Annotated in this window: 13 protein-coding genes; all 13 read right to left on the bottom strand. The window is 43.8% G+C overall.

What is annotated here, in order from left to right; all coding sequences use genetic code 11:
* Positions 1 to 275 precede the first annotated feature (275 nt).
* Entirely contained in the window at positions 276 to 881 is a 606-nt protein-coding gene (nrdG, locus tag I2F76_RS03680) for an anaerobic ribonucleoside-triphosphate reductase activating protein (protein WP_195487250.1), read from the bottom strand.
* A gap of 4 nt (positions 882 to 885) precedes the next feature.
* Positions 886 to 1,386: a GNAT family N-acetyltransferase gene (locus I2F76_RS03675; RefSeq protein WP_195487249.1), complete on the bottom strand. Its 501-nt coding sequence runs from the start codon at positions 1,384 to 1,386 to the stop codon at positions 886 to 888.
* A gap of 37 nt (positions 1,387 to 1,423) precedes the next feature.
* Positions 1,424 to 1,564, bottom strand: coding sequence for a hypothetical protein (locus tag I2F76_RS03670; protein ID WP_003002079.1), 141 nt, complete (start codon positions 1,562 to 1,564; stop codon positions 1,424 to 1,426).
* Between the two features lie 11 nt (positions 1,565 to 1,575).
* Positions 1,576 to 3,786 carry an anaerobic ribonucleoside-triphosphate reductase gene (gene nrdD, locus I2F76_RS03665; RefSeq protein WP_031574358.1) on the bottom strand — a complete coding sequence of 737 codons (2,211 nt, stop codon included), beginning with the start codon at positions 3,784 to 3,786 and terminating at the stop codon, positions 1,576 to 1,578.
* 122 nt (positions 3,787 to 3,908) lie between these two features.
* A complete protein-coding gene (locus tag I2F76_RS03660) occupies positions 3,909 to 5,765 on the bottom strand; it encodes an MFS transporter (RefSeq protein ID WP_195487248.1) in 1,857 nt (618 codons plus the stop codon).
* Positions 5,766 to 5,933: 168 nt separating this feature from the next.
* The gene (cls, locus tag I2F76_RS03655; RefSeq protein ID WP_125826773.1) at positions 5,934 to 7,469 is read right to left on the bottom strand and encodes a cardiolipin synthase; all 1,536 of its coding nucleotides are present in this window, start codon (positions 7,467 to 7,469) and stop codon (positions 5,934 to 5,936) included.
* Between the two features lie 276 nt (positions 7,470 to 7,745).
* Positions 7,746 to 8,156 (bottom strand): SP_0198 family lipoprotein, encoded by a 411-nt coding sequence (locus I2F76_RS03650; RefSeq protein WP_070675840.1) that lies wholly within the window; start codon positions 8,154 to 8,156, stop codon positions 7,746 to 7,748.
* A gap of 76 nt (positions 8,157 to 8,232) precedes the next feature.
* On the bottom strand, positions 8,233 to 9,465 hold the full coding sequence (locus I2F76_RS03645) for a bifunctional folylpolyglutamate synthase/dihydrofolate synthase (RefSeq protein ID WP_070675841.1): 1,233 nt from the start codon (positions 9,463 to 9,465) through the stop codon (positions 8,233 to 8,235).
* A 207-nt stretch (positions 9,466 to 9,672) separates the two neighbouring features.
* Entirely contained in the window at positions 9,673 to 9,978 is a 306-nt protein-coding gene (locus I2F76_RS03640; RefSeq protein ID WP_003001941.1) for a DUF1292 domain-containing protein, read from the bottom strand.
* Between the two features lie 22 nt (positions 9,979 to 10,000).
* Entirely contained in the window at positions 10,001 to 10,420 is a 420-nt protein-coding gene (ruvX, locus tag I2F76_RS03635) for a Holliday junction resolvase RuvX (protein ID WP_003014525.1), read from the bottom strand.
* Entirely contained in the window at positions 10,420 to 10,686 is a 267-nt protein-coding gene (locus I2F76_RS03630) for an IreB family regulatory phosphoprotein (protein ID WP_003002070.1), read from the bottom strand. Before I2F76_RS03630 ends, ruvX begins: the two co-directional genes overlap by 1 nt.
* 124 nt (positions 10,687 to 10,810) lie before the next feature.
* A complete protein-coding gene (locus I2F76_RS03625) occupies positions 10,811 to 11,407 on the bottom strand; it encodes an SP0191 family lipoprotein (protein ID WP_031576799.1) in 597 nt (198 codons plus the stop codon).
* Positions 11,408 to 11,542: 135 nt separating this feature from the next.
* Positions 11,543 to 11,941, bottom strand: coding sequence for a transcriptional regulator Spx (gene spx / locus I2F76_RS03620; protein ID WP_003009108.1), 399 nt, complete (start codon positions 11,939 to 11,941; stop codon positions 11,543 to 11,545).
* Positions 11,942 to 11,990 lie beyond the last annotated feature (49 nt).

Genomic DNA, 11,990 nt, shown 5'->3' with positions numbered 1-11,990 from the left:
AACTGTTTTTACATCAAACAAGTTAATGAATGCCTAACAAATTAAAATGGAATACTTTTTAGGCTCATTCAATCATCTACTGAAACTTTCCGCCGTGAGAAAAGTGCTAGAAACATTATTGTTTCTAGCACTCGGGAGTTTTGGAACCTTGGGTCCAAAACTAAGTCATGGAACTTCTTCGAAGTTCGCTGACGTCCGTACTCACCTAAGGAAAGTTTCTAAGATGACTTTGTCTTCAATCTGAACCGGGTGAAAAACCCGGTTTTTTGAAGATCCTACAAAAGATCATCTCGTTTGACCTGCTCAAAACTTTCCTTGCCGTCATTGAGCTTGTCCCAGATGACGACTTTTTCTTCTTTGAGGGATTTTTGAACATCAATGATCCGCTGGTTAGAAGACCCTCGGAACTGCAACATGAGGTTGCGTTTGCTATTATCATACCGTCCATCCACCAGAATATCAATCAGTGAGAGAAGCTCTAGCTTGTCTGGTGTCTCTAGCATCATTTCTTCCCAGGTGTAGCCAGTCCAAGACCAAATATCTTTGTCGGGCAACTCTTTTCTCACGCGCTTGACCAAGGGCAGAAGGATGCCAGTGTTAAGAAAAGGTTCCCCCCCAAGCAGGGTCAAGCCCTGGACATAAGGTTGAGCCAGATCTGCCATGATCTGCTCTTCTAACTCTTTGGTATAGGGAATGCCTGCATTGAAAGACCAGGTCGCTACATTGTAACAGCCCTCACAGTGAAACATGCAACCCGCCACATAAAGGGAATTGCGGACTCCTTCACCATCGACAAAGTTAAAAGCCTTGTAGTCGATGATGCGCCCTTGACTCAGCTCCTCACTCTTCCATTCGCCTGGTTTTGGTGTATTCCATGTCATCCTTCTACTCCACTTCTATCCAATAACGCTCCGTTCCATTTCGAACATCTTCAAATTGGCCGCCATTAGCTAAGATAACCGCTCGACTGGCCGGATTTTCCGTGCTACAAGTCACCAGAGCACGATGGATGTTCTTCTCCTTAGCTACTCGCAGACCTTGACGGAGAGCCTCCTTGGCATAACCCTTGCCTCTTTCAGAAGGACGGATGGAGTAGCCGATATGACCAGCATAATTCAGCAATCCCTCATTTAGTCTCAGCCGTAGATTCAAAAAACCTAAAGCATGACCTGATTCATCAAACAATACGAACTGAATTGATGGAACGCGATTTTCAGGCAAGTTTATTCCCATTTCTTTATTAAGGTTAGTTTCTAGCCACTCCTCATAATCAAAGTTCTCAGCATCCCAAAATCCGCCATCGTGAGCTGATTGATTCGCTTCAAACTCTGCCATCATGTCTAATACAGTTTCTTTATCTGCTAATGTTGGTCTGCGTAATTCCATCTTTACCTCCCCATACGAGAAAAGCGAGAGCGAACTCTCACTTTTTCTTATTCTTATTTAAAAATTGTTCTCTCAGGCTAGCTACTCGGTCTTTTTTATTGATTCCACCCTTTGAATGCTTCTCATGGAATCGTTGAACCTGAGCCTTACCCTTATCATCTAATTGGTATTTTCCCATAATGTCCTTTTCTAATCTGTCACTTGGTGTCCAGCTGATTTGATCGTGGATCCATTCATGTGTTTGACACGTGCAGCGATTTCCTTATGACGGCCATTGACCATCGGACGAGCTTGCGGGTTTCCTAGATAACCACAGGTCCGTTTGACCACATCAACCGTTTTCGGATCGCTATTGCCACAGTTTGGACAAGCAAATCCGCGCTCAGTTGGCGTGAAGTCTCCCTCAAAATCACACTTGTAACAACGGTCAATCGGCGTATTGGTTCCGAGATAACCGACCCGGTCATAAGCATAATCCCAAACCGCTTCAAGGGCTTTTGGATTTTGTTGGAGCACAGGGTATTCACAATAGTGGATAAAGCCACCAGAAGCTCCAGCTTCAGGATAAACTTTTTCAAAATCCAACTTTTCAAATGGCGTTGGGTTCTTACGAACATCGTAGTGGAAACTATTGGTGTAGTATTCCTTGTCTGTGATATCCGGAACCTTACCAAATTTCTCCGTATCTAGGCGACAGAAGCGGTCTGTCAAGCTTTCTGACGGTGTCGAATAGATGGAGAAGTGGTAATCATACTGGTCAGACCATTCTTCCACGCGCGCTTTCATATCCTTGATGATATCAATCGTGAATTGTTTGGCTTCTGGATTGTGTTCCCAATTTGGACCATAAAAGACGGTTGCGACTTCATAGAGTCCGATATAGCCAAGAGAAACAGTTGCTCTGCGATGACGGAAGAGCTGATCTACCTGGTCATACTTGCCCAAGCGTTTCCCGAAAGCCCCATATTGGTAGAGAATCGGCGCATTGGCTGGTGTCGCTTCTTTGGTGCGTTCCACCCGGTAAACCAAGGCATCTTCAGCGATGTTCATCCGTTCATTAAAGATTTGCCAGAACTTCTCCTTGTCTCCGCCAGATTCCAAGGCAATCCGAGGTAAATTGACTGTCACAACCCCTAGGTTCATCCGGCCAGAATTGACTTCTACGCCATTCTCATCCTTCCAACCTTGAAGGAAAGAACGACATCCCATCGGCACCTTGAAGGAGCCTGTCAACTCGACAATCTTGTCATAAGACAAAACATCCGGATACATGCGTTTCGTCGCACATTCCAAGGCCAATTGCTTGATATCATAGTTAGGCGTTCCAGGTTCTAGATTGAGCCCCCGCTTGAGGGTAAAGATCAACTTAGGGAAAATAGCTGTCCGGTGTTCTGAACCCAGTCCCTTGATCCGGATTTCCAAAATCGCCTTTTGGATTTCCCGCTCGAAGCGATTGGTTCCAAGACCAAAACCAAGCGAAGTAAAGGGAGTTTGTCCGTTCGAGGTAAAGAGGGTATTGATCTCATATTCCAGCGATTGCATGGCATCATAGATATCTTTTTGAGTCTTGCTCCAAGCATAGTCCTCCTGCTTTTCAGGAAGCACCCACTCTTTGGCATCTGCCAAGTGTTTTTGGTAGTTCTTTTCTGCATAAGGGGCCAGGACCTCATCGATCCGGTCAGCTGAGCACCCCCCGTACTGACTAGAAGCTACATTGGCAATAATCTGCGAGATTTGAGCCGTTGCAGTTTGGATAGACTTAGGACTTTCTACTTCTGCATTCCCAATCTTAAAGCCATTTCTGAGCATGCCTTCAAAATCGATCAAACAGCAGTTGGTCATCGGTGTATAAGGGCTATAGTCCAAATCATGGTAGTGGATATCCCCTTTTTGGTGGGCATTGGCTACGTGTTTAGGCAACATTTTAAGACCAATAGACTTACCAACGATCCCCGCCGTCAAATCCCGTTGCGTATTAAAGACATCGCTGTCCTTATTGGCATTTTCATTGACAACCGCTTGGTCCTTGTTGAGGAGTTTTCCAATCGTAAAGTTGATATCCGTCGCTTTTGAGCGCTCAAAATCCCGCTGAGTCCGATAAGTAATGTAGCTCTCAGCAATCGCATATTCGTTGGCTTGAAGCAATTCATGTTCAACAACGTTTTGGATCTCATAGATCTTCACGCCATTTGGAAAACGTTCCAAGATCTCTGCGATCACACGATCGACAATGGCTTCTAGTTTGGCTTCCATCACTGGAGTGAGAGAAGTCACTTCTTCTGTCGCCTTCAACAAGGCTTTATAAATTTTTTCAACATCGAATTGAACACGACGGCCATCTCGTTTTTCAACAAAAATATCCGGGGCCATTCTCAGTTTTTCTTCTCTCAAGGTGATCATACCAAACATGCCTCTCTTCATTTATTTACATACAAGTTGTATTATACCACTCCAAAAATAAAAATCAATATCTTGTGGTGAAAATTCTAAAAAACTTTCTAAAACACAAGATATTGATTTTCTTAAGAGCGTTGATAGAGTTTGAAATGACGGTATTTCTTCTCAACTAGACGATAATTTTCTTTGAGCAAGTCCTTCATATTGGAGGTCAACTCTACCTGATTGTTGACCACAATATACTTCGGTTCAGACCGATCGATTTGTTGGATCACATTGGTCCGATTTTCATTAATTCCCAGATAAGATATCGGAGTCAATAAGGCAGAAGCTGCCAAACGATCGCTTTCTTGATAGAGAGTAGCTGTCGTATCCCAAGCATAGATGGTATCTTTCGACTTGGTGTGATTTTTAATGTAGCTGGCAATAGCGCTCCGTTCACTGGATTGACCAGACTGAAGCACAACATCTTGAACCACTGGATTCGCCAACAGATAGACAAGGGCTACTAGCGGTAAGAAAACTTGGCTCGTAAAGTAAGCGGCCCAAACTTCCTTGTTTTTCTTCTTCCGACCACGGCGTTCGATCCCATCGTTTTCTTCCCCATCTCGTGAGAACCAGATCGCAAACAAAGGAAGAACAAATGGCAACATTGGCAACAATTGGTAAGCGCCTTGTTCCGGAAGACCAATCGACACGATGAGGACTACCAGGCTACCTGCCCATCCCATAAAGCGGAAGATCCGGCGAGCACTGCTATTTTGCTTCGTAAAGGACATCAAAAAGGCAGAGACTAAGCCAAAAGCAAGCGCTAACAGTCCATAATAAATGGCATTACTGAAGGTCTGTCCATTACTAAAATTCAAGGCATTAAAGACATAGGTTACTTGGTTAATGGCATAGCCAAAAGTCTGATTCAAAACGGTGATATAGCCAATTGGGTAAAAGACGAGTGAAAAACCAAGGAGAGCTGCCAGCAGTTGATAAAAGCCACGCGCCCATCTCTTCTGCTTGATATTAAAAGCTGTTAATCCAAGGAAAGCCAACAAATAAAACAGGGCACTGGTCATCGGATCAATCAGGAAAGCCACAGCTGCAATCGCACCATAAAGGATAAAGCCTTCATCCTTACGATGCCCAATCAAATAAGCCAAAATGAAATTCATGCTAGCAAATAGGATTGGAAGGCTAAAGAGAGTCACATAAGTCCCTCCAAAACCAAGGCCTAGCACCAAGAAATAAAAGAGTAACTGGACATTCTTCGCTGTATCTTTATCAGACACCAGCAAGCGCACAACCCGATAGAGGTAAGTCCCCGCAAAGAAGAGAGCAATCGCTTGGAGAATCATCAAGATCCAATGTCCACCAGCCAAGCTTCCCAACCAGTTGATCGCATAATAGAGCAGACCATTGGTTCCGTAAAAATCACCAAACGGTACTTGACCCTTGGTCATTGCCCAGCCAGCATACAAGTTTTGCGATTGTTGATTGGTTGCAAAACGGGTTAAAAATGGCACCCCGACATGCAGCAAACTAATCAAGAGACTCAACACAAAAGGAATCGCTAGGGGGACTGGACGCTTGGATTGACGACGGATCGGCTCAACTGCCACATCCGCTTCTAGCTCTTCCGTATCCTCTTCTACCTTAGATGCTTCCACTTTTGCCGCTTCAACTCCCGCCTTACGGGAACGACGACTCATCCGACTGAGCGGTTGCTCCGCTTCCTGTTCTGGTTCTTGCTTAGGCTCTGTTACTGGTTCTAGCTCTGTTTCCACTGCTGGCTCCACATCACTCATTTCCTCTGATGCCTCCATTGCAACCGGCTCCTCCAAGACTTCTGCCTGTTGGCTATGAGTCGGCTCTTCTTCGCGAAAGACCGACTTGTCTAGCACTTCGCGAATTTCACGTGTATCCTGGAAACTATCCCCCACGTGAAGCCCTAGTTTTTTCGAAGTCATTTCTTGCTCTTTTTCGCTCATTCTTTTTCCTTTTCTTCGCTATTCCTCTGCTCTTTCCTTTTAGAAAAAAGCCCATTATCTTTTCTAGTATACCAAATTCTGCCGACCATGTCAGCCTCTTGCCACATAGTCCTATGGAAAAAGAGTCAGGCATCTCGATTCCTGACTCTGATTTTCGTTTTTATACATTTACAACATCGGTGCGAACAATTGCATAATTTCCTTGATTAAGCTTTGGTGCCAGGTAAAGTGGAAGGTATCTTCAGTGATCTCTTGAGATACTTCAAAGATGTGGTCAAAATCCGCCCGGATCTCTTTCAGAGCAGGCGTCCGATACATCCAGACCGCATTTTCATAGTGATGGACCAGACTACGGTAGTCAAAGTTAATCGACCCTACAACCGCCATTTCGTCATCTGCCAGAACTTGCTTACTGTGGACAAAACCAGGCGTGTACTCATAGATTTTCACACCAGCATCCATCAGATCCAAGTAAGCCCCACGCGTAACAATTTGGATCAATTTTTTATCCGGAATATGCGGGGTCACGATGCGAACATCCACCCCACGAAGGGCCGCATTGCGGATATCTTCTGTCAAATCATAATCGATGATCAAGTAAGGAGTCGTGATATAGACGTAATCCGTCGCTTGGTTGATCATATTTTGATAAACCGTCTTTCCGACCTGCGACTTGTAAATTGGCTTTGGTCCACTCCCATAGGGAATATAGAGCCCTTCTCCTTCGACTGCCTTGTTTTCAATATGATAGCGGTCAAAATCCTCGATTTCCCCACGGTTGATGTACCAGTTCATGAGGAAGAGTCGCGTTAAGGCCTTAACAGCTCGTCCATCTAAACGGATGGCACTGTCCTTCCAGTGACCAAACCGCTCAATGTGGTTGATGTACTCGTCTGCCAAATTGACACCACCCGTATAGCCGATCTGCCCATCAATGACCAGAATCTTGCGGTGGTCTCGGTTGTTATATGCCACTGTTAGACGGGGGATCACCTTGTTAAACTTATGGGCATCAATCCCCATCTTTCGCAATCGTTTGGTATAGTTCCCAGCCAAGGTTGCCATACAGCCGATATCGTCATAAAGGAGTTTGACTTCAACCCCATCTTTCACTTTCTGCTCTAAAATCTCTAGGATACTGTTCCACATCAAGCCCTCATCAATGATGTAAAACTCGATGAAGATAAATTTTTTCGCTGCTTTTAGATCCTCTAGTAGTTGCTCATACATCTCCTCCCCTAGAGGGTAAAAGGTCGATGCTGTCCCATTGTAGAGATCCGCATTGTGGTCCATGGATAAAATCGACTTGACCAAGCCATAAACCGCTTTGCTTTCTTGCTTGAGCTCCTTACGCAACTGATGACTATTGTCCTCTCGAAACTTCATGGACTCCATATTTTTCAGCTGGATCATTTCCTTTTTGGACAAACGCCGCTCGCCAAACATGAGGTATAAAAGCGATCCAAAGACAGGAATGACGGCAATTAAGAGCCAGGTCACCTTATTTTCAGGCGGGGTATTTCGATTAACAATAGCTAAGATTGTCGACACATATAAGAGCCCAATGACTGCAACAGATAGCCAATGAGGGAACCATCTATTGAGCCAAAAGAAGGCCGCAAAGGAGGCCCATAGTTCAAAGCCCATAAACAAAATACTAAATCCATATTTGGACATTAATAGACGTAATTTTCGAAAGGTCACAGCATCCTCCTTGTTTCTTTCTACTAGTATACCAATTCTTTTTACCCGTTGCAACGACCAACCAAACCCCTTCTAGACAAACAAAAAGAGAGTGGGACAGAAGTCCTAGCCTCTCAATTATTTTTGGATTGTCGAGCAAGACGCAGTGGTTGAGTGGGCTCTACTACGCTGATTTCATCAGCTTTTACAGCCCTACTCAACTGTGCGGAGGTGGGACGACGAAATCGAATTCTAACGAATTACCGATTTCTGTCCCACTCTCTCTTGTTTCGTCCCTTATTGCTTGGTCAAAACGATAATCCCTTGATCATCCTCTGCTTGCTCTAGGTCTTCTAGCGACAACTGATCTCCTTCGATCCGATAGCGATAAGGCTCATCCCCGATACGCATGGATTGATTGACCGGATCAATGCTGACCTCTTTGGTCTCTTCTTCTCCATCAGCATCTTGTACCGTAAACGTGCCTTTTCGCCCCGTCACAACTAAGAGAATCGTATTTTCCTCGTCCTGTCCTCGATAACTGCCATCTATGGACACTCCTTCTTTCTGTTCTTCACTCGCCGAAGTCATAGTCTGTGATGAAGTTGACGTCTGTTTGCTCGAAGTCTGTGTTGCTTTTTCTTGCTGGCTACAAGCAGTCAGGAAAAGAGCTACCGCCAAGGTCAGTATAGACATGATTTTTTTCATTAAGATCGACTCCTTTCGCCATAACCGTATACTATCTACCACCAGTATACGCCAAGAAAGTCTTTAGGTCAATTGTTTACCCCTCTAATAAAAATGCCCTTACTTCTGCAATAAAATACAAGGAACCTGTCACAAATAAAACCTCATCTGGATGGCTCTGATCCATAAACTCTTTGATATAGGCCTTGTAGTCAGCCACATAAGGCAGGTCTTGTCGATCACCCTGCGCCACCACTTCACCGTAATGAAAGGTCGTCAAAATCAATTCAGCTTCTGGCAATCCCGCTTGAAGCGTTTGGAGCATCCCACTATAATCTTTTCGTTTGAGAGCACCGAATAAAATCTTCACGCGTTTTCCTGCTAAGCTATTGGCAAACTCAATCAAGCGCAACATAGCATGAGGATTATGAGCGCCATCCAGATACACCTGGTCTCCAAACAACTCTAGACGTCCCGGCCACCGCGTCTCTTGCAAGGCGTGCTTGACCTGATCTATATCCACTTCTTGATCTAGACCTTCCATATAGAGGAGAAAGGCCTCCAGAGCTACTGCAGCATTTTCCCGTTGGTAATCACCCTTCAAGCCCAGAGACGGCAAGACAAGTTCCACACGTTCATTCCAAAAGCGATCCTGCTCTATGCCAAAATCTTTCTGGAAGGCGTGGAGACCCACAGCCAATTGCTCCGCTTTTTCTTGACAAACAGCTATAGCATCATCCGATAAGGGACCCACCACAGCTTTCTTGCCCTTCTTAAAGATTCCTGCCTTTTGCTGGGCGATTTCCGCAATCGTCCCTCCCAGTGTTTCCTGGTGATCCAGGCCAACCGAAGTGATCACTGCGATCTCTCCCGTCACTACATTGGTCGTATCTAGAAGCCCACCGATGCCAACTTCCAACAAGACTACATCCACAGCTTGTTCCTTAAAATACAAGAGGGCCATGAGGCAGATAATCTCAAAATAAGAGAGTTGGTCCTGGGTTTGAAGCAAGGTCTGCTCCATTTGTTGAACTTCTTGACCAATCCGAGTAAAATCTTCATCTGAAATCGGCTGATCCCCAATACAAATCCGATCATGGATACTGATCATATGAGGAGAGGTAAAGGTCCCAACCTTCTTTCCGTGAGCCATCAATAATTGACGCAGAAAGGCGATTGTGGATCCCTTCCCATTGGTTCCTGTCACATGAAGGATCGGGTAAGCCTTATCTGGCCTCCCTAAAAGGCTCACTGCCTGCTCCATACGATCCAGTCCCGATCGAAAATTCAGACCGATCCGACTATTCATCCATTGCTCAATCTTATTCACATCTTCCTCCTAAAAGAAAAAAGCGACAAAACCTCTTCTGACGTTTGCGCTCCTTTCTTTTGTAGTTATTTCTTTCTCATTTTTACAGCAAGTCCATCGGACTTCCTGCTTTTTCTTGTTTCTTGAAGCAGGGCTAAAAACGTCCCCCGGACTTACCAACTCTTTCCAATTTCTTGGAGTTGGGGTAAAAACATCCAGTGGATGTTTTTACTCCTCCATGAAGCTGTTGAAGACTTCTTCGATCATATCCCATTCTGCATCTGAGTCTTCTGGGATTGGTTGAAGGTCGCCTTCTGTTCCGTCTTCGTTTTCTGTAAATGAATAAGCTTGGATTTCAACTTCGCCGTTTTCATCTTCTTCTGCATTTGCAGGGATCAAAAGGACATAGTTTTTCCCAAATTCTTCTTTGCCATCAATGGTCAAAAGAATTTCAAACAAGGTTTCATTTCCTTGTTCGTCCACCAATGTGATTAATTCACGTTCTTCATGGTCGTGGTTATGATCATGTGCCATACTATTCTTCCTCGTTTTCTTTCTAAAAATTGCGATCTAAATAATTTTGTAAAATAAGCTGCGCCGCTAACTTATCAATAACTTTTTTGCGTTTGCTACGGCTAATATCTGCTTGCTCAATCAACATCCGCTCTGCAGCAACTGTCGTCAACCGTTCGTCTTGGTAGTCGACTGGCAACCCAAACTTTTCAGCAATCATCGTGCCGTAAGCCTGACTGGCTTCCACACGTGGTCCGCTGGTATTGTTCATGTTTTTCGGCAAGCCCACAACAAAACGGTCCACCTTGTATTGAGCTACTAATTCGGCTAAGCGCTCCAAACCGAATTCTTTTTTGTCTTCATCGATTTGGATGATTTCAAGACCCTGAGCTGTAAAACCGAGAGGATCACTCACAGCAACCCCGACAGTCTTTGAGCCAACATCCAATCCCATAATTCTCATTAGAGGTCTATTCCTTGCCCTTTCAAATAATAACGTACCAATTCTTCCACGATCTCGTCTCGTTCATATTTACGAATTTGGTTCCGTGCATTATTATAACGAGGTACATAGGCAGGATCACCACTGAGTACGTATCCTACGATTTGATTAATTGGATTGTAGCCTTTTTCATCCAGTGACAAGTAAACATCTTTCAAGGTCTCGCTAATTTCCTTACGATTTGAATCATCAAGATTAAAACGTACTGTTTCATCTGTAAATCCCACAAGAACACCCTCTTTCCTTAGAATATTACTATTATACCATAATCAAGAGTTTTCCACAACGGTCAAGCCCTTGATTTTACAGCTTTTTCAAGCATTTTTGAGCTATTTCAGTTAAACTGTTTTTTTATTTTTGCTCACTTGCTCCAGCATTGATGAGATTGTCCGCAAATTGACTCGGTGTCAGCTTCAACAACTCTGGTAAGTGATTGTTTTTGAAGTAGGTCATACCTTCAGCCTTCTTCACATCCATCGCTTCAAAGTCATAGGTGATGGTTACCTTGTATTCATTCTCATTTTCCAAGGTCAAATCAGCTGTGAAACCTGGCACTGTCAAAGCTTCTTTAAAGGCATCATCCTTATTAAAGGATTCTCTCAATTGCTTTTGCGCTTCCTCTACTCCAACCTGTTGGATCCCTTTTTTCAACTCCTCATCGGTTGCCGTCACATTGATGGTCTCCAATTTTTTAAAGGTATTCCCCACATAGGTGACGATTTGCGTCTGTTGTGTCCCCTTGTCATCTTTTGGAAAGACAAAGGTTCTAGTGATGACTTTATTTTCTTCAGCTTTTTGCAGGATACTCTTATTATCCTTTTGCAGTTGCTCTGCTTTTGCTTGGATTGCCTTTTGTTCACTTGAATTTGGCGTTTTCGCTTGTTTTTTTTGACCGCATCCAGTCAAACACAAGGCAAGTGCACCCAATAAGAAGATTTTCCTTTTCATTTTCCATTCCTTACTAGTTATTGTTTTCTAAAATATTGTATCATAGATTTGGTAAAATGGCGCAGTAAACTGCTTTCCATTTCGATTTTTAACAAGAAAAAATCAGAAACAAATTGTTTCTGATTTTCAATCGTTTTAAAGAGCTGCACGCATCCGCGCTTCTGCATTTTCTACATTTCGAACTGATCGTGGCAAGAAGGCACGAATATCATCTTCTTTGTAGCCCACTTGGAGACGTTTGTCATCTACCAAGATCGGACTTTTAAGAATACGAGGTGTTTCCATGATGATGTCAATGACTTCATTGACACTCAAGTCTTCAATGTCCACTCCTAGATTTTTAGCGTATCGATTTTTTGAAGAGACAATACTTGCCACTCCATTTTCAGTCTTTGTAAGGATATCCAATAATTCTTCTTTGGTGATCCCTTCCTTACCGAGGTTTTGTTCTTTATAGGTTAGCTGATGAGCGTTGAGCCAAGTCTTTGCTTTTTTACAGCTGGTGCAACTTGACACTGTATAAATTTTAATCATGCCTGCACTCCTTTCGCTACACGATAATACTATCGTATTAAATTATAAC

It is taken from the genome of Streptococcus parasanguinis (genome assembly GCF_015557775.1).
In the GTDB taxonomy this organism is placed as follows: domain Bacteria; phylum Bacillota; class Bacilli; order Lactobacillales; family Streptococcaceae; genus Streptococcus; species Streptococcus parasanguinis_AA.
Note: the sequence above shows the minus strand (reverse complement) of the source record. Positions and strands in the feature narration are given on the sequence as shown.

What these genes read in the sequence shown, in the direction of transcription:
- nrdG (WP_195487250.1), bottom strand. Translation starts at nt 881, where the DNA reads ATGACATGGAATACACCAAAACCAGGCGAATGGAAGAGTGAGGAGCTG.
- I2F76_RS03675 (WP_195487249.1), bottom strand. Translation starts at nt 1,386, where the DNA reads ATGGAATTACGCAGACCAACATTAGCAGATAAAGAAACTGTATTAGAC.
- I2F76_RS03670 (WP_003002079.1), bottom strand. Translation starts at nt 1,564, where the DNA reads ATGGGAAAATACCAATTAGATGATAAGGGTAAGGCTCAGGTTCAACGA.
- nrdD (WP_031574358.1), bottom strand. Translation starts at nt 3,786, where the DNA reads ATGATCACCTTGAGAGAAGAAAAACTGAGAATGGCCCCGGATATTTTT.
- I2F76_RS03660 (WP_195487248.1), bottom strand. Translation starts at nt 5,765, where the DNA reads ATGAGCGAAAAAGAGCAAGAAATGACTTCGAAAAAACTAGGGCTTCAC.
- I2F76_RS03650 (WP_070675840.1), bottom strand. Translation starts at nt 8,156, where the DNA reads ATGAAAAAAATCATGTCTATACTGACCTTGGCGGTAGCTCTTTTCCTG.
- I2F76_RS03640 (WP_003001941.1), bottom strand. Translation starts at nt 9,978, where the DNA reads ATGGCACATGATCATAACCACGACCATGAAGAACGTGAATTAATCACA.
- ruvX (WP_003014525.1), bottom strand. Translation starts at nt 10,420, where the DNA reads ATGAGAATTATGGGATTGGATGTTGGCTCAAAGACTGTCGGGGTTGCT.
- I2F76_RS03625 (WP_031576799.1), bottom strand. Translation starts at nt 11,407, where the DNA reads ATGAAAAGGAAAATCTTCTTATTGGGTGCACTTGCCTTGTGTTTGACT.
- spx (WP_003009108.1), bottom strand. Translation starts at nt 11,941, where the DNA reads ATGATTAAAATTTATACAGTGTCAAGTTGCACCAGCTGTAAAAAAGCA.